General features: G+C 73.0%; 16 protein-coding genes. 9 read left to right on the top strand and 7 right to left on the bottom strand.

Going from position 1 to position 19,504, the window contains the following annotated elements:
• The first annotated feature begins 86 nt into the window (after nucleotides 1-86).
• The 3 genes from eat to ACGF3I_RS16990 all read left to right on the top strand — a co-directional run bounded on the left by eat (nucleotide 87) and on the right by ACGF3I_RS16990 (nucleotide 3,242).
• Nucleotides 87-1,538: an ethanolamine permease gene (eat, locus tag ACGF3I_RS17000; protein ID WP_393132657.1), complete on the top strand. Its 1,452-nt coding sequence runs from the start codon at nucleotides 87-89 to the stop codon at nucleotides 1,536-1,538.
• 27 nt (nucleotides 1,539-1,565) lie between these two features.
• On the top strand, nucleotides 1,566-2,252 hold the full coding sequence (locus tag ACGF3I_RS16995) for a gamma-glutamyl-gamma-aminobutyrate hydrolase family protein (RefSeq protein ID WP_393132655.1): 687 nt from the start codon (nucleotides 1,566-1,568) through the stop codon (nucleotides 2,250-2,252).
• 309 nt (nucleotides 2,253-2,561) lie between these two features.
• On the top strand, nucleotides 2,562-3,242 hold the full coding sequence (locus tag ACGF3I_RS16990; RefSeq protein ID WP_393132653.1) for a GNAT family N-acetyltransferase: 681 nt from the start codon (nucleotides 2,562-2,564) through the stop codon (nucleotides 3,240-3,242).
• Nucleotides 3,243-3,249: 7 nt separating this feature from the next.
• Here the strand turns inward: ACGF3I_RS16990 and ACGF3I_RS16985 are convergent, their stop codons facing one another.
• Nucleotides 3,250-4,179 (bottom strand): LysR family transcriptional regulator, encoded by a 930-nt coding sequence (locus tag ACGF3I_RS16985; protein ID WP_393132651.1) that lies wholly within the window; start codon nucleotides 4,177-4,179, stop codon nucleotides 3,250-3,252.
• Between the two features lie 70 nt (nucleotides 4,180-4,249).
• On the opposite strand from ACGF3I_RS16985, the gene ACGF3I_RS16980 reads away from it, so the two are divergent.
• Nucleotides 4,250-5,365, top strand: a complete 1,116-nt coding sequence (locus tag ACGF3I_RS16980; protein WP_393132649.1) for a TDT family transporter — start codon at nucleotides 4,250-4,252, stop codon at nucleotides 5,363-5,365.
• Nucleotides 5,366-5,415: 50 nt separating this feature from the next.
• Here the strand turns inward: ACGF3I_RS16980 and ACGF3I_RS16975 are convergent, their stop codons facing one another.
• The 4 genes from ACGF3I_RS16975 to ACGF3I_RS16960 all read right to left on the bottom strand — a co-directional run bounded on the left by ACGF3I_RS16975 (nucleotide 5,416) and on the right by ACGF3I_RS16960 (nucleotide 9,889).
• A complete protein-coding gene (locus tag ACGF3I_RS16975; protein ID WP_393132647.1) occupies nucleotides 5,416-6,213 on the bottom strand; it encodes a helical backbone metal receptor in 798 nt (265 codons plus the stop codon).
• Entirely contained in the window at nucleotides 6,213-6,767 is a 555-nt protein-coding gene (locus ACGF3I_RS16970) for a helix-turn-helix domain-containing protein (RefSeq protein ID WP_393132645.1), read from the bottom strand. The genes ACGF3I_RS16975 and ACGF3I_RS16970 overlap by 1 nt, the downstream gene beginning before the upstream one ends.
• A 223-nt stretch (nucleotides 6,768-6,990) precedes the next feature.
• Nucleotides 6,991-8,793, bottom strand: coding sequence for an ABC transporter permease/substrate binding protein (locus ACGF3I_RS16965; protein WP_393132643.1), 1,803 nt, complete (start codon nucleotides 8,791-8,793; stop codon nucleotides 6,991-6,993).
• Entirely contained in the window at nucleotides 8,786-9,889 is a 1,104-nt protein-coding gene (locus ACGF3I_RS16960; protein ID WP_393132776.1) for a glycine betaine/L-proline ABC transporter ATP-binding protein, read from the bottom strand. Before ACGF3I_RS16960 ends, ACGF3I_RS16965 begins: the two co-directional genes overlap by 8 nt.
• 290 nt (nucleotides 9,890-10,179) lie before the next feature.
• Here ACGF3I_RS16960 and ACGF3I_RS16955 point away from each other — a divergent pair, with 290 nt between their 5' ends.
• The 3 genes from ACGF3I_RS16955 (at nucleotide 10,180) to ACGF3I_RS16945 (ending at nucleotide 13,270) form a co-directional block, all read left to right on the top strand.
• Complete coding sequence (locus ACGF3I_RS16955) at nucleotides 10,180-11,088, top strand: 5'-3' exonuclease H3TH domain-containing protein (RefSeq protein ID WP_393132774.1); 909 nt, start codon at nucleotides 10,180-10,182, stop codon at nucleotides 11,086-11,088.
• A gap of 67 nt (nucleotides 11,089-11,155) precedes the next feature.
• Nucleotides 11,156-12,001, top strand: coding sequence for a siderophore-interacting protein (locus ACGF3I_RS16950; protein ID WP_393132641.1), 846 nt, complete (start codon nucleotides 11,156-11,158; stop codon nucleotides 11,999-12,001).
• A 294-nt stretch (nucleotides 12,002-12,295) separates the two neighbouring features.
• Nucleotides 12,296-13,270: a hypothetical protein gene (locus ACGF3I_RS16945; protein WP_393132639.1), complete on the top strand. Its 975-nt coding sequence runs from the start codon at nucleotides 12,296-12,298 to the stop codon at nucleotides 13,268-13,270.
• 76 nt (nucleotides 13,271-13,346) lie between these two features.
• Here the strand turns inward: ACGF3I_RS16945 and ACGF3I_RS16940 are convergent, their stop codons facing one another.
• Nucleotides 13,347-15,629, bottom strand: a complete 2,283-nt coding sequence (locus ACGF3I_RS16940) for an MMPL family transporter (RefSeq protein ID WP_393132637.1) — start codon at nucleotides 15,627-15,629, stop codon at nucleotides 13,347-13,349.
• Nucleotides 15,630-15,819: 190 nt separating this feature from the next.
• Here ACGF3I_RS16940 and ACGF3I_RS16935 point away from each other — a divergent pair, with 190 nt between their 5' ends.
• Together ACGF3I_RS16935 and ACGF3I_RS16930 are read left to right on the top strand one after the other, a co-directional pair.
• Nucleotides 15,820-17,130: a sensor histidine kinase gene (locus ACGF3I_RS16935; RefSeq protein ID WP_393132635.1), complete on the top strand. Its 1,311-nt coding sequence runs from the start codon at nucleotides 15,820-15,822 to the stop codon at nucleotides 17,128-17,130.
• Nucleotides 17,127-17,837 (top strand): response regulator, encoded by a 711-nt coding sequence (locus ACGF3I_RS16930; RefSeq protein ID WP_393132633.1) that lies wholly within the window; start codon nucleotides 17,127-17,129, stop codon nucleotides 17,835-17,837. Before ACGF3I_RS16935 ends, ACGF3I_RS16930 begins: the two co-directional genes overlap by 4 nt.
• A gap of 100 nt (nucleotides 17,838-17,937) precedes the next feature.
• On the opposite strand, the gene ACGF3I_RS16925 is transcribed toward ACGF3I_RS16930, so the two are convergent.
• A complete protein-coding gene (locus ACGF3I_RS16925) occupies nucleotides 17,938-19,308 on the bottom strand; it encodes a cytochrome P450 (RefSeq protein ID WP_393132631.1) in 1,371 nt (456 codons plus the stop codon).
• Nucleotides 19,309-19,504: the final 196 nt, after the last annotated feature.

Below are 19,504 nucleotides of genomic sequence, written 5' to 3'. Positions count from 1 at the left end.
ACTCCCTGCCCTCCGGCAAAGGTATGCAGCCATACCTTTGACCGGACTCCCCCGGATCTCCCCGTGACGATCATCTGGAGCGGCTCATGGCCGACGGCACCGATCTGCGCACCGCGTCCTCCGCCCCGGCCGAGGACGACTATCTGCACCGGCGCACCCTGCGGCGCGGCAGCGCCGGCTGGCTGCTGCTCACCGGCCTGGGCGTCGCCTACGTGGTCTCCGGCGACTACTCCGGCTGGAACATCGGCCTGTCCAAGGGCGGCTTCGGCGGGCTCGCCGCCGCCACCGTCCTGATGGGCCTCATGTACGCCTGTCTGGTGTTCTCGCTGGCCGAGCTGTCGGCCATCCTGCCCACGGCGGGCGGCGGTTACGGCTTCGCCCGCCGGGCGCTCGGCACCTGGGGCGGGTTTCTGACCGGCACCGCGATCCTCATCGAGTACATCCTGGCGCCCGCCGCGATCTCGCTCTTCATCGGTGACTACGTCGCCTCCCTCGGCCTGTTCGGGCTCACCTCCCGCTGGCCCGTGCTCCTCGCCTGCTTCGCCGTCTTCATCGGCATCCACCTGTGGGGCGTGGGCGAGGCACTGCGCTTCAGCCTGGTGGTGACCGCGATCGCGGTGGCGGCCCTGCTGGTGTTCGCCGCCGGCGCGTTCACCCACTTCGACGCCGCCCGCCTCGACGACGTCCCGGTGGACGCCTCGGCGTTCGGCTCCGGCTCGTGGCTGCCGTTCGGAGTGCTCGGCATCTGGGCCGCGCTCCCGTTCGGCATGTGGTTCTTCCTCGGCGTCGAGGGAGTGCCGCTCGCGGCCGAGGAGGCCAAGGACCCGGTGCGGTCCATGCCGCGGGCGCTGACCATCTCGCTCTCGGTCCTCGTCCTGCTCGCCGTGCTGACCTTCCTCGCCGCCACCGGTGCGCACGGCTCGGCCGCCATCAAGGACGCGGGCAACCCCCTGGTGGTCGCACTCCAGGGCGACGGCGGGCCGACCGCCCTGAGCCGCTTCGTCAACTACGCGGGACTCGCGGGCCTGGTGGCCTCGTTCTTCTCACTGATCTTCGCGGGTTCGCGTCAGCTCTTCGCCCTCTCCCGGGCCGGATACCTGCCCCGCTTCCTGTCCCTGACCAGCCGCCGCAAATCGCCCTACCTCGGCCTGCTGATCCCGGGCGCCATCGGCTTCACCCTGGCCGCCTGGAGCGGCAACGGCGGCCGGATGCTGAACGTGGCGGTCTTCGGCGCGACCATCTCCTACGCCCTCATGGCCCTCTCGCACATCGTCCTGCGCCGCCGCGAGCCGGGCCTGGCACGGCCCTATCGCACACCCGGCGGCGTCCTGACCTCCTCGGTCGCCTTCGTGCTCGCCCTGTTCGCGCTGGCGGCCACCTTCCTGGTGGACAAGGACGCGGCCTTCATCGCGCTGGGCGTCTACGCGATCGCGCTGGCCTACTTCGCCTTCTACAGTCGCCACCACCTGGTCGCCCACGCCCCCGAGGAGGAGTTCGCCGCCCTGGCCGCCGCCGAGGCCGAACTCGCCCGGGACTGACCCGCCCACCGAACGGAGAGAGCCGTCGTGTCCAAGCCGCTGATCGGCATCAGTACGTATCTGGAGCCCGCCCGCTGGGGCGTGTGGGACCTCCCCGCGGCCCTGCTGCCGGCCGGATACCCCCGGCTCGTGCGGGCGTCCGGCGGACTCGCCGCGATGCTGCCGCCCGACGACGACCCGGCGGCCGCGGCCGCCGTCGTGAGCCGCCTCGACGCCCTCGTCCTCGCGGGCGGCGCGGACGTGGAGCCCAGCAGGTACGGGGCCGAGCCGTCGCCCCGCACCGGGCCGCCCGCCCGCGAGCGGGACGCCTGGGAACTGGCCCTGATCGACGCGGCCCTGGCCACCGGCACCCCGCTGCTCGGCATCTGCCGGGGCCTGCAACTCCTCAACGTGGCCCTGGGCGGCACCATCGTCCAGCACCTGGAGGGTCACACCGGCGGCCGGGGCGTGCTCGGCGAGCACACCGTCAAGCCGGTACCGGGCACCCTGTACGCCTCACTCGTGCCGGAGGCCGCCGATGTGCCGACCTACCACCACCAGTGCCTCGACCGGCTCGGCGACGGCCTCATCGCCTCGGCGTACGCGGCGGACGGCACCGTCGAGGCGGCCGAGCTGCCCGGCCCCGCCTGGGTCCTGGGCGTGCAGTGGCATCCCGAGATGGGCGGCGACACCCGTGTGATGGAGGGCCTGGTGCGGGCGGCGTCGGCCCGCTGAGACCCCGGAACCCCCGACGGCAGGCCCCGGCTCCGGCCCCCTCCCGGGCCGTACGACACGCCCGGGAACCCGCGCCCCCGCGAGGGGGTGACGATCGGGGGATCAGCCGGGTATCTTCCTCTCGCCGCCCCTCATCAGGCGGATTCTCCGAGACTCCTCGCCTTCACCTGGCCGCTCGTTCCTCTTCGCGCACCCGTTCCTTCCCCGGCCATTTCACGGACGCATCCTGACGATGTGTTCCTCCGTGTCCCCGCTCGCCCCGCCCTCCCGCGGGGCAGCTCCGCCGCGCCCCGAAGGACCGAAGGCCCCGTGCCCGCACCCGTCATCCTGTCGGGCCGTTCCGTACGGCTCGAACCGCTCGCCCCCTGCCACGCCCCGGCCCTGGCCGCGGCCGCGGCGGCCGACCGGACCTCCTACGCCTTCACGCCCGTGCCGCACGGGCCGGACGCGGCGTACGCCTACATCCAGAGCGCCCTGGCCGACCAGGAGGCCGGGCGCAGCCTGGCCTTCGCGACCGTACGGGCGGCCGACGGCCTGGTCGTCGGCTCGACCCGGTTCTGCGAACTCGACTACTGGGACGGGCCCGTGGTGTGGCCTCCGGCGCCGCGCGGCCCGCTGACCGGCGCCGCAGACGCCGTCCCGGACGCGGCCGAGATCGGCGGCACCTGGCTCTCCGCACACGCCCAGGGCACCGGCATCAACACCGAGGCCAAGCTCCTGATGTTCCGGCACGCCTTCGAGGTGTGGCGGGTGCGCCGCATCTCGCTGCGCGCCGACGCCCGCAACACCCGTTCGCGGGCCGCCATCGAGCGGCTCGGGGCGGTGTCCGAAGGGGTGCGCCGGGTGCACACCCGCGGGCTCGACGGACTGGTGCGGGGCACCGCGTTCTACTCGGTGCTCGATGAGGAGTGGCCGCTGGTGCGGCACACCATCGAGCAGCGCCTCACGCGCGCCGAGAGCGCCAACAGCCCCCACCTGGTGCCTGCCTGACGGATCGTCAGGACGGGCGGGCGAGGGACAGCAGGTCGCGGGCGGGCCCCGCGGGCAGCGGGCCCTGGCGCCACACGGCGCGCAGGTCACGGCGCAGCCGTACGCCCTCGACCGGGATCCGCACCAGCCGCCGGGCCGCCAGCTCCTCGCCGAGCGCGAGTTCGCTGAGCACCGAGGGCCCGGCCCCGCTGACGACGGCCGCCTTGACCGCGGTGGTGGAGGCGAGCTCTATGAGGGGGTCGGCGAGCCCGCCGTCCGCGGCCAGTGCCGCGTCCAGGACCTGGCGGGTGCCCGAGCCGCGTTCGCGCAGGATGAGCGGGGTCGCGGCCAGCTCCCGCGGCGGCACGGCATGGCGTCTGCGGGCCCAGGGGTGCCCGGGGGCCGCGACCACGACGAGCCGGTCGTGGCCGATGACCGCCGAGTCCAGACCGGCCGGCACCCCGAGCCCCTCGACGAAGCCGAGGTCGGCCTCGTCCGCCAGGAGCCGCTCGGCGACCACCGACGAGTTCCCGGCGCTGAGCGAGACCGCGGTACCGGGGCGCTCCGACCGCAGCGCGATCAGCCAGCCGGGCAGCAGGTACTCGGCGATCGTCATGCTGGCGGCGACCCGCAGCCGCGAGTCCCGGCGCCCTCGCAGCGCCTGGGCCCCCGCGTCGAACACTTCGGCCGCCTCCACCACCCGCCGCGCCCAGTCCGTCACGAGCACGCCCTCGGCGGTGAGGCGGGAGCCGCGCGGGGAACGGTCCACGAGCGCGACGCCGAGCAGGCGCTCCATCGAGCGGACCCGGCTGCTTGCGGCCGGCTGGGTGATGCCGAGGTCGCGGGCGGCCCGGCCCAGGCTGCCGTGCCGGGCCACCGCCAGCAGCAGCTCAAGGGCGCCGAGGTCGGGCACCCGATGGGCCAGCGGCGTGGTGTTCTCGGACCCGTTCGTACTCATAAACCCAGCTTATGGGCTCATAGCTCCGACGGGCGTGGCGGGGCCGGACCACCGGGCCGAAGCTGGGTCCATGGCCACCCTCGCGCAAGCGCGCCCCCGCACCCGCCCCACCGCCGCCACCCCCCGGCGCCCCGTTCTGCGCCATCTCGGCCCCAACTGGTACGCCGCGGTCATGGGCACCGCGATCATCCCCAACGCGGGTGCGGGCCTGCCCTTCCACATCCCGGGCCTCCCGGTGCTCTGGGCCCTGTCGCTGGCCCTGCTAGCGGGGCTGCTCGTGGCCCGCGCCGGGCACTGGCTGCACCACCGCGACCAGGCCCGCGGCCATCTGCTCGACCCCACGGTCGCACCCTTCTACGGCTGTCTGTCGATGGCGTTCCTGGCCGTGGGCATCGGCTCGCTCTCGGTGGGCGCGGATCTGATCGGCGAGAGCGCGGCCGTCCCGCTGGCGTGGGTGCTGTACGGACTCGGCACGCTGACCGGTCTGGTGGCCGCGGTCGCGGTGCCGTACCTGATGGTCGTGCGGCACGACGTGGCGCCCGGCAGCGCCTCCCCCGTCTGGCTGCTGCCTGTGGTCGCGCCCATGGTGTCGGCGACGCTCGGCCCGCTGCTGGTGCCCCATCTGCCCGCGGGCCAGGCGCGCGAGGCGATGCTGCTCGCCTCGTACGCGATGTTCGGCATGAGCCTGCTGGCGACCCTGGTCATCCTGCCCGTGGTGTTCTCGCGCCTGATCCACCGCGGCGCCCTGCCCCTGTTCCTCACCCCCACCCTGTTCCTGGTGCTCGGCCCCCTCGGCCAGTCGACCACCGCCGTGAACAAGCTGGCCGACGTGGCCGCCGGCTCGATCGGCGCCCCCTACGCCAGCGGCATGAGCGCCTTCGCCGTCCTGTACGGGGTGCCGGTGATGGGCTTCGCCCTGATGTGGCTGGCACTCGCGCTCGCCATGGCCGTGCGGGCGGCCCGGCGCGGGATGGGCTTCGCGATGACCTGGTGGGCCTTCACCTTCCCGGTCGGCACCTGTGTCACGGGCGCCGAGGGCCTGGCCCGGCACACCGGTCTGCACGCCTTCGACTGGCTGGCGGTGGCCCTGTACGCCCTGCTGGTGACGGCCTGGCTGGTGGCGGGCTTCCACACCGTACGGGGCCTGGTGAACGGGAAGCTGCTCGCGGCGCCGGTGAAGAAGTAGACCGGGGGGCGGGCATGGGACGTCGGACGTCGGCTGTCAGACGTCAGCTGTCACCTGTCAGGCGCCGGGTGTCCGACGTCAGGTGCCTGGTGCCCGACGCCGTGGGTCAGGTGTCGGGCACTCGGCATCGAGGGTCGGACGTCGATGCCCAGCGCCGTGCCGAGTGCCGTCGGCGCCGTGGCCAACGACGGGCCGTACCAGGTGAGATGGCGACCGTCGACGAGCGCGGCGGGCAGACCGGGGAAGGCCTCGGGGCCGTCGTCGGGGCCGAAGCGGTAGGGCTCGTCGGGCAGCACCACCAGATCGGCGCCCGAGGCGTTCAGCTCTTCGATGGCGATACGGGGGTAGCGCTCGGCGTGTCCGGCGTGGACGTTGTGCACACCGAGGCGCGCGAGCAGGTCGCCCGCGAAGGTGTCACGGCCGAGCACCATCCAGGGCCTGCGCCAGATCGGCACGACGGCCCGGCGCTCGGGTCCCGGGCGCACCGCGGCCCACGCCTCCTCGGCCGCGTCCAGCCAGGCGGGCCGGGCCAGGCCGCACCCCGCCACCAGGACACGCTCCAGCTCTGCGAAGGCCTGGTCCACGGTGCGGACCTCGGTGACCAGGACGTCGAGCCCGGCGGCGGCGAGCGCGGCCAGGTCCTCGGGCCGGTTCTCCTCCTCGTTGGCGATCACCAGGTCGGGGGCGAGGGCCACGACGCGGGCGACGTCCGGGTTCTTGGTGCCGCCGATCCGCTCCGCGGCGAGCCCGGCCGGGTGGGTGCACCAGTCGGTGACCCCCACCAGGAGACCGGGGCCGGTGGCCGCGACCGCCTCCGTCAAGGACGGGACGAGGGAGACCACCCGCATCAGTGGCGGGTCTCCTCGATGGCCTCGATGTGGTCGGCGACCGCCACGACCAGGATCCGGGTGCCGGGCAGGGCCGCGCGCCAGCGGTGGCGCACCCCGCCGGACAGGCACAGGGTGTCCCCGCGCTCCAGGCGGTAGGCCCGGCCCTCGGCCTCGACCTCGGCCGCGCCGTCCGCCACGTACATCAACTCGTCGTTGCGGTGCTGGAATTCGCGTCCGGTGTCCTGCTCGCCGGTGAACTCCATGGCGTGCAGTTGGTGGTGGCCGCGCAGCAGGGCGCGCACACCGTGGCCGCCGCCGTCGGGCTCGGCCCGTACGACGTCCACGGTCCGGGCGCAGTCGGCGGCGTCGTACAGCTCGGCGACCGTGGTGTCCAGGGCGTCCGCCACGCGCTGCAGGGAGCGGGCACTGGGGCGGGCGCGTTCGTTCTCGACCTGGCTGAGGAAGGGCACCGAGAGTCCGCTGCGCTCGGCGACCACGGCGAGGGTGAGGCCCAGGCTGCGGCGCAGGCGCCGCACCGCCACTCCCACCCGAAGAGTTTCCTTCTCGTCCATCTCCCGGGCTCCCTCCTCTTTCCCTCGATTGTCCTCGGCCCGCGTCCGCACCGGCTGTGTGCACGTCACCCTACGCAGCTTCGGGCCCCGAGGGGACCGTCCCGCCAAGATCACCAAGGGTTCCGCGGCACATCGGGCCGGATCGCGATGCTCCGCAGCCGCGGCCGGAGGACCGGCCGCGGCTGCGGAAGGGGGAGGTGGGAGGGGGTGACCCGGCGGGCGGCTACGAGGCGACCGGGGTCCACCGGTCGGCCAGACCGGGGTTCTCCTTCAGCCAGGCGCGCACCGCGTCCTGCTCCTTGCCCTTGCCGGTGGACTGGATCTTGGCTTCAAGGCTGGTGAGCTGCTTCTCGTCCATCTTGAAGTTCTTCAGCCAGGTGCCGACCTCGGCGTTGTCGGAGGCGAAGCCCTTGCGGGCCAGGGTGTGCACCCCGTCGCCCTTGCCCCAGACGCCCTTGGGGTCCTTGAGCTTCTTCAGGTCGTACGTGTTGTACGCCCAGTGCGGCGACCACAGCGGAACCACGATGGGCTCCTTCTTGGCGTAGGCGCGCTTCAGCTCGGCCAGCATGCCGGGCGTGGAGCCGTCCACGACCTTGTACTCGCCGTCCAGGCCGTACTCCTTGAGGATCTTGTCCTTGAGGATGCCGGTCTCGCCCGCGCTCGGCTCGATGCCGACGATGCGGTTCTGGAACTCGGAGCCCTTGCCCTTGAGGTCGTCGAGGGTGTTGACGTCCTTGACGTAGGACGGCACCGAGAGCTCCAGGGAGGTGGGCCCGTACCAGGAGCCCATGTCCTCCAGCTTGTCCTTGTACTTGGCCCAGTACTGGGCGTGCGTGGTGGGCAGCCAGGAGTCGGTCTCGAAGTCGATCTGGCCGCCGGCCATGCCGGTGTAGAGCGCGCCGGCCTCGTACTGGCGGGCGTCCACGGTGAAGCCGCGGCGTTCCAGGAGTTCCTTCCACAGGAAGGTGGAGGCGACGCCCTCGTCCCACGGGATGTAGCCGAGGGAGATCTTCTTGCCCTTGCCCACGTCCTTGGCGCCGGTGGCGGAGGCCGCACCGGAGGAGCCGAACAGGTTCATGCCGCCCGCGACGACGGCGAGGACGACCACGCCGACGATCGCGACGACGGGCTGGGGGCGGTAGTTCCAGATCTTCAGGCCGCCGGCCGCCGCCTTCGCCTTGGCCAGCGCGCGCCGGCCGAGCGGGGAGACCTGACGGCTGAGCGCGCCGGTCATCCGGTCCAGGTACATCGCGAGGACGACGATGGAGATGCCGGCCTCGAAGCCGAGGCCGATGTCGACGTTGCCGATGGCGCGGTAGACGGCGCCGCCGAGGCCGCCGCCGCCCGCCATGCCGGCGATGACGACCATCGACAGGCTGAGCATGATGACCTGGTTGATGCCCGCCATGATGGTGGGCAGCGCCAGCGGCAGCTGGACGCGCAGCAGCGTGTTGCGCGGCGTGGTGCCGAACGCCTCGGCCGCCTCGACGAGTTCACCGTCGACCTGGCGGATGCCGAGTTCGGTCATGCGCACGCCGGGGGGCAGCGAGAAGACGATGGTGGCGATGATGCCGGGCACCACGCCGACGCCGAAGAAGATGATGCCGGGGATCAGGTAGACCATCGCCGGCATGGTCTGCATGAAGTCGAGGACCGGACGCAGGACGGCGCTGACCGCCTTGGAGCGGGCCGCCCAGATGCCGAGCGGGATCGCCACGACCAGCGTCACGATGGCGGCGACGAGCACCAGCGACAGCGTCGACATGGTGTCGTCCCACAGCTGGATCGAGTCGATCAGCGCGAAGCCGGCGAAGGTGAGGAGGCCGGCGACCAGGCCGCGCAGCCACCAGGCGACGACGGCGAGGATGCCCGCGAAGAGCAGTGGCTGCGGCGCGTCGAGCACCGTGTTGATGCCGTCGTACATGCCGTTGACGACCTGGGTGATGGCGTCGAACAGCCAGGACAGATGGCGCTGGAGGAAGTCGACCGCGCTGTCGACCCAGTCGCCGAGCGGGAGCCTAGGCATGCGCCGCCACCTCCTTCATCGAGCAGACGGCCGGGCCCTGCTTGTCGTCCCCCAGGAAGGCGATGAGCCGCTCCTGCGGCACGACGCCGCGCAGGGTGCCGTCGGCGTCCTTGACGGCGACCGGGTGCGGGACGCGGGCGGCGACCGCGCACACGTCGGCGACGGGCGTCTCGGGGAGCACCGTCTCGCAGTCGCAGTCGCCCGCGTCGGGGCGGTGCGGGGTGGTCATCACGGACAGCGCGGTGAGCACCCGGGAGCGGTCGACGTCCTGGATGAAGGACGCCACGTAGTCGTTGGCCGGGGTGAGCAGGATGTCCTCGGCGGTGCCGAGCTGGACTATCCGGCCGTCGCGCATGACGGCGATGCCGTCGCCGAGCCGCATGGCCTCGTTGAGGTCGTGCGTGATGAAGACGATCGTCTTCTTGAGGCGCTTCTGCAGTTCGAGGAGCTGGTCCTGCATGTCGCGCCGGATCAGCGGGTCGAGCGCGCTGAACGACTCGTCCATGAGCAGCAGGTCGGCGTCGGTTGCCAGGGCGCGGGCCAGGCCCACGCGCTGCTGCATGCCGCCGGAGAGTTCGTCGGGCCAGGAGTCGCCCCAGCCGCCCAGGCCGGTCAGCTCCAGTGCCTCGGCGGCACGTTTCTCCCGTTCGGCACGGGGCACACCCTGGACCTCAAGGCCGTACGCGGCGTTCTCCAGGACGCTGCGGTGCGGGAAGAGCGCGAAGTGCTGGAAGACCATGCTGATCTTGCTGGAGCGGACCGCGCGCAGCTCCTTGGCGGGCAGGGCGGTCAGGTCCTGGCCGTCGAACAGGACGCGGCCCGAGGTGGGTTCGAGGAGCCCGTTGAGCATGCGCAGCAGGGTGGACTTGCCGGAGCCGGAGAGCCCCATGACCACGAAGATCTGACCGGGTTCCACCGTGAACGAGGCGTCGATCACCGCCGCGGTCGTCCCGTCCGCCCGCAGCTCGTCGCGGTCGGCGCCGCCTTCGAGCCTGCTGACGGCTTCCTCGGGTCGTCTGCCGAACACCTTGTAGAGCTGCTCGGCTTGCAGCCTGGACACATACACCTCACGGGTAGAACTGAAAACGGCCCGCATCCCCCGCGGGCGGGCCGTGGAGCGGCGCGGATTCGGTCCGCAGCCCGAGAAATGGTTGAAATCCATACTTGGGTCCGCTCCGGCGACGCGCCTGCCCTCACCGCCCGGGGGCAAACACAACAGTGACCCAGTTCACTTGTTCACGAGGCAGGCAGGCCGGTCCGCGCCCGGCGGCGCAGCGGCTGACGGCGGGTGGCGACTGTTGGCGAGGGGGCTACCGGCGGGGGTGGCTGTTGGTGGGGGTGGCTGTCGGTGGGGTGCGGCATCATCGGGGTGTGACGCGACGCCTGATGCTCCTCGACACCTCGTCCCTCTACTACCGCGCCTATTTCGGCGTGCCCGACACGGTGCGGGCGCCGGACGGCACCCCGGTCAACGCGGTGCGCGGCCTGCTCGACTTCATCTCGCGCCTGGTGCACGACCACCGCCCGGACGACCTGGTGGCCTGCATGGACGCGGACTGGCGACCGCAGTGGCGGGTCGATCTGATCCCCTCCTACAAGGCGCACCGGGTCGCCGAGGAGACCCCGGCCGGGCAGGTGGACGAGGAGGAGACCCCGGACACCCTCGCCCCCCAGGTCCCGGTGATCGACGCCGTGCTGGACGCGCTGGGCATCGCCCGCGTCGGCGTCGCCGGTTACGAGGCGGACGACGTGATCGGCACCCTGTCCGGCCTCGCGCCCGGCCCCGTCGACATCGTCACCGGCGACCGCGACCTGTTCCAGCTGGTCGACGACGAGCGCGGCGTGCGGGTGCTCTACCCGCGCAAGGGCGTCGGCGACTGCGACCTGGTCGATGCCGCGATGATCCGTACGAAGTACGGGGTGCGGCCCGACCAGTACGCCGACTTCGCGGCCCTGCGCGGTGACGCCAGCGACGGGCTGCCCGGCGTGAAGGGCATCGGCGAGAAGACGGCGGCCCAACTGATCAACGAGTACGGGGACCTCGCGGGCGTCCGCTCGGCCGCCGCCGACCGCTTCTCCCGGCTGACCCCGGCCAAGCGCAGGGGGATCCTGGAGGCCGCCGACTACCTCGACGTGGCGCCGAAGGTGGTGCGGGTCGCGATGGACGTGGCACTGCCGCCCTTCGACGCCACGCTGCCCACCGCACCGCGCGACCCGGCCGCCCTGGAGGACCTGGTGAAGCGATGGGGCCTGGCCGGGGCGACCGGCCGGTTGCTGACGACGCTGGGCCACTGAGGACGGCAGACGGCCGGGGGTGTTAAGTTAGGTAAACCTAACTAATGGTGAATCAGGGGAGCGCACAGTGGCAGAACGCCCGTCTCGCAAGGCACCGAAGATCAACGAGGCGCAGGTGGTGCGCACCGAGCGCCTCACCCCGCACATGGTGCGCGTCGTACTCGGTGGCGGGTCGCTGGCCGGCCTCGACATCGGCGAGTACACCGACCACTACGTCAAGCTGCTGTTCCCGGCGCCGGGCGTGAGCTACCCGGAGCCCTTCGACATGGAGCGGATCCGCGCCGAGTTCCCGCGCGAGCAGTGGCCCAGCACCCGCGCCTACACGGTGCGCGCCTGGGACGCCGAGCGCGCCGAGCTGTCGGTGGACTTCGTGGTGCACGGCGACGAGGGCCTCGCCGGGCCCTGGGCCACCCGCGTCCAGGCGGGCGAGACCGTCCGCTTCCTGGGCCCCGGCGGCGGGTACGCCCCGGACGCGGCGGCCGGCTGGCACCTGCTCGCGGGGGACGAGAGCGCGCTGCCCGCGATCGCGGCGGCCATGGAGCGCATGCCGGCGGGCGCCGTGGTGCACGCCTTCGTGGAGGTGGCGGGCCCCGAGGAGGAGCAGAAGATCAGCACTCCCGACGGCGGCACGGTGACGTGGCTGCACCGCGGGGACGCGCCGGTCGGCTCCCAACTGGTCGCCGCTGTCAAGGAGTTGGAGTTCCCGGTCGGCGACGTGCAGGCCTTCGTGCACGGCGAGGCGGGCTTCGTGAAGGAGCTGCGAGCCCTGCTGCGCGTGGAGCGCCAGGTGCCGCGCGAGCGCCTGTCCATCTCCGGCTACTGGCGGCTGGGCCAGGACGACGACGCCTGGCGCGCGGTCAAGCGCGAGTGGAACGAGCAGGTGGAGCGCGAGCAGGAGGCCCCGGCCGCCTGATCCGCTCCCCCGCACCCCGAACCCCCCGGCGCCGCGCGGCGCCGGGGGGTTCGCCGTTGCGCGATCCGCGGCCGGGGGGTTCGCCGTTGGGCGATTCGCGGCCGGGGGGGGCACCGTGGCGCGATCCGTGCCGGGGGCGTTGTGCGGCAGGGGCGGCGGAGGCGTTGCGCGGCCCGCACCGGGGGGACGTCGGCCCGACTGCCCTCAGGTCTGCCCTTTCAGTCCTCGCGGCCCGGGCCCCCGCCCCCTAACCTCGGCCGCTCGGAGCGGGACCGCGAACTGGAGGCCGGGCGCGTGCGAGAGACAGGGACACCGCCGGTGGCGGCGACGACCACGGCGGTGCCGCGCCGGGAGGCGGCACGGGGCGAGTCCGCGGACTCGGCGGGCGGGCACGCGCCGCACCGCGCCGGGGTCACCACGTACCAGGGGACGGCGGGCAACGCGGCCGTGGCGCACTGGATCCAGCGCCAGGAGACCCCGGGGTCCGACGCCAACGCCGAGGCGCGGAAGAACGCCGTCGACCCGACGGGGCACGGCGAGTGGAGCACCTTCCGCGACATGATGGCGGAGGCCGGGTTCCCCAACAGCGTGACGGACGCGGCCTGGCAACTGGTGCTCGGCGGCCTCGCGGAGCAGGGGCAGCTCAACGACGAGGCGATGAGCCGGTTCACCGAGCGCCAGGCGCAGCGCGACCACCGCGCGTCCAACACCTGGTACCAGGAGCTGGTCCAGCTCATCGGGGACTATCTGGAGATCGACCGGCCGACGATGGCGCTGTGGTCCGGCGGCATCGACACCAGCGTGTACGCCCGCTCCAAGGGCCACACCCCGCTGGAGGCCACACCGTTCGGCGGGATCATCGACAAGATGCGGCTGACCAAGGACTGGAAGCTGAAGACGCCGATGTGGAACGTCCTGTCCAAGGCGTTCGTGGACCGCGCCCGCGGCCCGGTCCACATCTTCCTGCGCGCCTACAACCCGGACAGTGTGCTGATCGCCCAGGAAGTGCCCCAGCTCCGCCTGGTGATGGCGCTGCACCCGGCGGTCAAACTGATCTGGCACCCGCTGTACACGGCGTCCGACGGGCGGCTGATGGAGGTCACCAAGAGCCTGGACCTCGTCCCGGACGCCTCCTACGCGACCCGGGACGAGTGCGTCCAGGTGCTCTACGACTACCTGCGGCTGCGGCACGACCCGGAGAACGCCCACTCCGAGCGCGCCAACCAGGAGATGAGCGACCGTCTCGCGGCGAACGGCAACCCCCGCTAGCGGCAAGCCCGTTGGCGGTCCCGCGCTCACGCGCCGGGCCCGGCGCTCACGCGGCGGGCCCGGCGCGTCCGTCCGCTCAGTACGCGCGGACCCGCTCCGCCTCGCGGGCCGGCCGCGCCTGCGCGGGGTCACCGTGGCCGGCGTCCGCGGACGCTCCCGGGCGCAGCGGCCACCACAGGGCCCGCCCGAGCAGGGCCGCGACCGCGGGCACGAGGACCAGGGACAGGACGAGCGCGGAGAGCAGGATGCCCAGCGCCATCGCGAAGGCCATCTGCTCGTTGCCCGGCGAGGTGGCCAGAGTCGCGAAGGACCCGGCGAGGACCACACCGGCCGAGGCGATGGCCGGCGTCGTGTGCCGCACCGCGCGGGCCACGGCGGCGCGGGCCGGACCCGGCCGCCGCATCTCCTCGCGGACGCGGTCGGTGATCAGGATGTTGTAGTCGGTGCCGAGGGCCACCACGAACAGGAACAGCACCAGCGGCAGGGTGAAGTTGACGCCCGGCTCGCCCAGGCCGTGCTGGAAGAGCAGGGTGGCCGCGCCGAGGGTCGCCGCGAAGCCGAGCCCGACGGAGAGCATCAGGACGACCGGGGCGAGCAGGCTGCGCAGGAGCAGCAGCAGGATCAGGGCGATCAGCGCGGCGGCGACCGGGAACACCACCTTGAGGTCGTGGTCGACGGCGGTCGCGATGTCGGCGAAGATCGCGGCCGTTCCGCCCACATGGGCCGTCGTGCCGTCGGGCGTGTGGCGGGCGACCGCGTCCCGGATGGGCCCCGAGGCCAGGTCGCGGGCCTGCTGGCTCTGCGGGTCTGCGGTCGGGTAGAGGTCGATGCGGGCGGCGTGGTGGTCCTGGTTGAGGACGGTCGGGGCGACCTTGCCCACGCCCGTGACCCGGGTGAGCGCCTGGGAGAGGCCGTCGAGCCGGCTGGTGGTGAGGGTGCCGCCGTCCTTGGCGAGGACGAAGACGCTCGTCGGGTCGGACACGCCGGCCGGCAGCGCCCGGGAGATCTCGGTGGCGGTGGCCGCGGCGGCCGTCTTGTTGTCGGGGCCGCCCTGGCCGTAGTCCATGCGGATGCCGGTCAGTCCGGCGGCGAGCGCGGCCAGCAGGGCGAGCGAGGCGGCCAGCATCAGCACGGGCCGCCGCGCGACCAGGACGCCGAGCCGGGCGGCCCGGCCCTCGCGCGGCTCGCGGCGCAGTGCCTTCTTCGAGGGCCAGAACATCTTGCGTCCGGCGGCCGCGAGCAGCGCCGGCATGAGCGTGAGGCTGCCGACGAGCATCACCAGGACGGCGGCTGCGATGGCCGGGCCGAGCGAGCGGAACTGTCCGAAGGTGGCGAGGCCGAGCGTGGCGAACGCGGCGACGATCGTCAGTGCGGCCGAAGTGATGGCGCTGCCCACCCGGGCGCAGACCTGCGCTGCGGCCTCGCGGGCCGGCTGCTCGGGACGCTCCCTCAGGTGTTCGCGGAAGCGGAACAGCAGGAACAGCAGGTAGTCGATGCCGATGCCGAGCAGGACCACGTTGAGCAGCGCCGGAGTGCTCGCGTCGAGCTTGAGTCCGGTGAGCATCGCGGCCCCCGCGACGGCTCCCGCGGCCACGAACCCGATCATCGCGACGGCGAGCAGCGGCAGCAGGGCGGCGAGGACGCTGCGGAACACCAGGACGTTGAGCAGCACGATCAGCGCGGTGACCAGTGCGCCGCCGATCTTCGTGGCCAGTTCGTGCTCGTCGGTCGTGTCGACGATGTTGGCGAGGGAGCCGGTGAATCCGGTACGCATCCCTGCCTCGGCGAACCGCTCCCTGGCATCGTCGCGGAACGCCCGGAAGACGTCCTGCACCCCCGGGTCCGAGGGGTTGCCGGTCAGTTCGACGCCGAGCAGCTCGAAGCTGCGGTCGGGCGCGGTCATCGCGGGGGTGACCCGGGGCGTCTGCGAGCGGTCGGGGACCATGAACGACGGGGTGTCGTCCTTGCGCGGCATCGTGACCCGGCGCCCGCCCAGCCCGGCCGCCTCGTCCTTGATCCGCGCGCGGTCCGCGGCCTGGAGGGGCTTTCCGTCCGCTCTGGCCACCAGGACGGTCACCGTGGTGGCGCCGGGGTTCACCCCGAACCGCTCCTCGGCTATGTGCAGCGCGGCGGCCGAGTCGTACTCGCGGGGCAGGAAGTCGCCCGCCTGGCTCTGGGTGACGCGGCCGAACAGGGTCGGTGTCAGGGCGCTCAGGGCGACCCCGAGCACCGCCCACAGGGCGATCACCTTCCAGGGATGTCGGGTGGAGAATCCGGTCAGGGCGCGGATCACGATGTCCTCCGGCGGACGGTGGTGCGTACGGAGCGACCGGGGGTTCCCGGCAGGCTCCAAGCCCATCACCGCGAGGCCCCCTTCAGCGTCCTGGCCAGGGATGATCCCGCCCCGGGCCCTGACTCCCAACCCCCGTCCACCCCAGGACCACGGTCCTGGTCCCCCCTCCCCCCACGGCCGGTCCCGCACCCCGGCGGGCTGTGCGAGGCTGGTGCGGGGGAACAGGAGGTCGAGAGTTCGGGGGCGAGGGATGCGCATGGGCGGGTCGAGCAGGTCCGGCAGATCGATGGTCAGCGGCAGCGGCAGCGGCAGCGGCAGCGGCAGCGGCAGCGGCAGCGGCAGCGGCAGCGGGGCGGAACCGGGGGTGGGCCGTTCCGGTTCCGGGGACGCGGGGGGCGAGGGTGCCTGGAGCCGCAACGAGGCGCTGCTCACCGGCGGAGCCTGTGCCATCAACCTGCTCAGCTATGTGTTCGTCAGCGACGCCGAGGGGCGGGGCGGGGCGAGCGTGGTGGGGTTCCTCCTCGTCGCCCTGGCGGCCGTGCCCCTGCTCGTGCGGCGCACCCACCCGGTCCTGGCCCTCGCCGGCACCCTCGCGCTCGACTCCGCCGCCTCGCTCGCCCTCCATCTCTCCATCCACTTCGGCGCGGTCCTCGTCCTGGCCCTGTACTCCGTCGCGAGGGCGTGTTCGGGCCGGGTGACGGCTGCCGCGACGATCGCGACGATTTCACTGAACCTGCTGTGCCAGAGCAACGGACAGATCCCGCCCTGGCAGGCGACCCTCTCCTCGGTTCTGTCCCCCTCGATCGTCGTCGCCATCGCCCTCGCCGTGGGCCGCTGGCAGCGTGAGGTGGCCGCCAACCGACAGCTTCTGGCCGACCGCGCCGTGGCCGACGAACGCCGGCGCATCGCCCGGGAGTTGCACGACATCGTGGCCCACCACATCACCACGATGCAGTTGATGGCGGGCGGCGCCCGGGCCAACCTGTCCCGGCCCGACGTCGCCCGGGACGCCCTGGTCACCCTGGAGTCCTCCGGCCGCCTCGCGCTGAGCGAGATGCGCCAGCTCCTCGACGTCCTGCGGGCCGGCGATGAACCGGAGGACGCGCCCTGCCGGCCACAGCCCGGCACCGACGACCTTCCGCGCCTGGTCGATGATTCTCAACAGGCAGGGCTGCCAACGGAGTTCACGGTCACCGGCGAGCCGCGCCACCTGCCGCCGACCCTGGACCTGACGGTGTTCAGGATCGCGCAGGAGGCGCTCACCAACGCCCGCAAATACGCGGGCCCCACGGCTCGGGCCACACTCGACCTGACGTACCGTCAGGACCGGGTCGTCGTCGAGGTACGCGACGACGGCGGGGGCCGCCCGCCCCTGGAACCCGCGACGCCGAGCCCGGGCGGCTACGGCCTGGTCGGCATGCGCGAGCGCGTCGCCCTGCACGGCGGCACGCTCACCACGGGCCCGCACCCCTGCGGCGGCTTCGCCGTGCTGGCCGAACTGCCCCTGACCGAGGACGAGGCGGCCGGTGCGGCCGTCCAGCACGCACCCGAGGGAGCGCTGCGATGACCGGCCCCGACAGCGGGACGACCCCGCGGGCGATCCGCGTCCTGATCGCCGACGACCAGCCGCTGGTCCGCCGCGGACTGTCCCTGATCCTCTCCCCCGACCCGGCGTTCGAGGTGGTGGGCGAGGCCGAGAACGGCGCGCAGGCCGTCACCCTGGCCGGCCAACTGCGCCCCGACGTCGTGGTCATGGACATCCGGATGCCCGTGCTGGACGGCGTCGCCGCCACCGCCGCACTCGCCTCCGCCGTGCCCGGCTGCCGCGTCCTGGCCCTGAGCACCTTCGATCTGGACGAGTACGTGGTGGGCGCACTGCGCGCCGGGGCGTACGGGTTCCTGCCCAAGGACAGCTCTCCCGAGGACCTGAGCGCGGCGATCCACACGGTGCACGCCGGTGAGGCGGTGGTGGCCCCGCGCCTGCTGACCCGCCTGATCTCCACCTATGTCACCACCCCCCGCGAACCCCGCCCGTCCTTCACCCCCACCGCCGAACTCACCCCCCGCGAGGTGGAGGTGTGGCGCCTGATGGCGACCGGCCTCGACAACGCGGCCATCTCCCAGGACCTGGACATCAGCGTGTCCACGGTCAAGAACTACATCACCAGCATCTTCGACAAGCTCGCGGTGCGCGACCGCGCCCAAGCAGTGATCGCCGCCTACGAATCAGGCCTGGTAACTCCCGGCTCCCCCGCACCCGCCCCCACCACATGACCGCCGACGCGGGCCCCCACAATCGGCTCGCACCGGCTCCGCCATGACCGGTGGCCCGGGGCCCGCCTCGGCCTCGCCTTGCCGAAGCAACCCCCGCCCATCACTTCCGCCTCCGCACCGTCCCTTCCACCTCCCCCGCCGCCTGCAGGGTCAGGCCCGGGAGTGGGGTGAGGGTTCGGGGGTGGACGGTCAGGGTGTGGTGGTGGGAGAGGGCGGCCAGGATCAGGGCGGATTCCACCAGGGCGAAGCGGGTGCCCAGGCAGGCTCGGGGGCCGCCGCCGAAGGGGAACCAGGCGTACTCGGGTATCTCCTCGGCGCCGTCCATCCAGCGCTCGGGGCGGAACTCGTGCGGGTCGCGGAACCAGCGGGGGTCGCGGTGCGTCGCCCACTGGCTCGTCCAGATGCGGGTGCCGGGCGGGATGGTGCGGCCACCCAGGCTCGCGCCCTGCTTCGCGACTCCGGTGAGCAGCCAGATCGTCGGGTACAGGCGGAGCGTCTCCTTCACGACCGCCTGGGTGTAGGTGAGCTGGGCGTAGTCGTCGAAGCCGGGCGTGCGGTCGCCCAGGACGCGGTCCAGCTCGTCGGTCAGGGCCTCGCGCACCCGCGGGTTGGCGGACAGCAGGTGCCATGCCCACACGAGGGTGCTGCTCGTGGTCTCGTGGCCGCCTATGTAGAGCGTGACCGTCTCGTCGCGTATCTCGCGGTCGGTCAGGCGCGTTCCGCTCTCGTCCTGTGCCGCGAGCAGCCGGCTCAACAGGTCCGGCCGGTCCGTGTCGCCCGCGCGGTGGCGGGCCACGATCCGGCCGACCTCCGCGTCGATGACCGCGGTGGCCTTCTTGATGCGGGCGCGGCCGGGGGTCGGCACCCAGTCCGGCAGCAGTGCTCCGATCCCGCTGAACTCGGCGCCGATCTCGTGCTGGGCGACCTCCATGGCCCGGCCGATCGCGTCGGCGTCCGCGGCCGTGTCCACGCCGAAGATGGTGCGCACCGCGATCCGCTGGGTGAGCGCGGACATCTCGCGCTTCACGTCGATGCGCTGCCCCTCCGTCCAGCTGTCGGCCAGGGCCACCGCGCAGGCCGCCATCGTCGCCGCGTACGACCGCACTTGGCTGGGCCGCACCGAGGGCTGGACCAGGGACCTCTTGCGGCGCCAGTCCTTGCCCTTGGCGACCACGACCCCGTTGCCCAGCAGCGTACGGAAGGCGACACCGAGGTCCGGCTGGTCGAAGGTGTGCTCCGTGTGGGCGAGTAATTCACCGATGCACTCGGGGTCGGCGACGAACAACGAGGTCGTCCGGCCGAATCTCCAGTGCACCAAGTCGCCCCGGTTCCGCAGCTGTTCGAAGAAGGACAGCGGGTCCTTGCCGAACCGGGGCAGGCTCCCCAGGAACGGCCATCCCCGCGGCCCGGCAACCACCCGTCGTGGCGCGGTACTTGCCCCTGCGTTCGCGGTCGTGCCGGTGGTCGTCATCCCGTCTCCCCCTCGGTGCCGACGCCTCGATGCGCTGATGTGGATCAGCGGCGTCTGCGTCCATGCAACCCGACCCGCCCGGCCCCCGCCACCCCTGTGGACAACCGCGTCCCCGCCCCGTCCCCCGTGCGGGTCACGCCGTTTTCCACAGGGACGGAGCCGCACCGCTCGGCGCAGTAACGCCCGGCCCCGTCGG

The sequence above is a fragment of the Streptomyces sp. NPDC048111 genome (genome assembly GCF_043202815.1).
GTDB lineage: Bacteria > Actinomycetota > Actinomycetes > Streptomycetales > Streptomycetaceae > Streptomyces.
The sequence above is the reverse complement of the archived record's forward strand: the minus strand, read 5'-3'. Positions and strand labels throughout refer to the sequence as shown.

What these genes read in the sequence shown, in the direction of transcription:
- ACGF3I_RS16960 (WP_393132776.1), bottom strand. Translation starts at nt 9,889, where the DNA reads ATGCGGGCCGTTTTCAGTTCTACCCGTGAGGTGTATGTGTCCAGGCTG.
- ACGF3I_RS16955 (WP_393132774.1), top strand. Translation starts at nt 10,180, where the DNA reads ATGCTCCTCGACACCTCGTCCCTCTACTACCGCGCCTATTTCGGCGTG.
- ACGF3I_RS16940 (WP_393132637.1), bottom strand. Translation starts at nt 15,629, where the DNA reads ATGGGCTTGGAGCCTGCCGGGAACCCCCGGTCGCTCCGTACGCACCAC.
- ACGF3I_RS16935 (WP_393132635.1), top strand. Translation starts at nt 15,820, where the DNA reads ATGGGCGGGTCGAGCAGGTCCGGCAGATCGATGGTCAGCGGCAGCGGC.
- ACGF3I_RS16965 (WP_393132643.1), bottom strand. Translation starts at nt 8,793, where the DNA reads ATGCCTAGGCTCCCGCTCGGCGACTGGGTCGACAGCGCGGTCGACTTC.
- ACGF3I_RS16980 (WP_393132649.1), top strand. Translation starts at nt 4,250, where the DNA reads ATGGCCACCCTCGCGCAAGCGCGCCCCCGCACCCGCCCCACCGCCGCC.
- eat (WP_393132657.1), top strand. Translation starts at nt 87, where the DNA reads ATGGCCGACGGCACCGATCTGCGCACCGCGTCCTCCGCCCCGGCCGAG.
- ACGF3I_RS16970 (WP_393132645.1), bottom strand. Translation starts at nt 6,767, where the DNA reads ATGGACGAGAAGGAAACTCTTCGGGTGGGAGTGGCGGTGCGGCGCCTG.
- ACGF3I_RS16975 (WP_393132647.1), bottom strand. Translation starts at nt 6,213, where the DNA reads ATGCGGGTGGTCTCCCTCGTCCCGTCCTTGACGGAGGCGGTCGCGGCC.
- ACGF3I_RS16930 (WP_393132633.1), top strand. Translation starts at nt 17,127, where the DNA reads ATGACCGGCCCCGACAGCGGGACGACCCCGCGGGCGATCCGCGTCCTG.
- ACGF3I_RS16925 (WP_393132631.1), bottom strand. Translation starts at nt 19,308, where the DNA reads ATGACGACCACCGGCACGACCGCGAACGCAGGGGCAAGTACCGCGCCA.
- ACGF3I_RS16985 (WP_393132651.1), bottom strand. Translation starts at nt 4,179, where the DNA reads ATGAGTACGAACGGGTCCGAGAACACCACGCCGCTGGCCCATCGGGTG.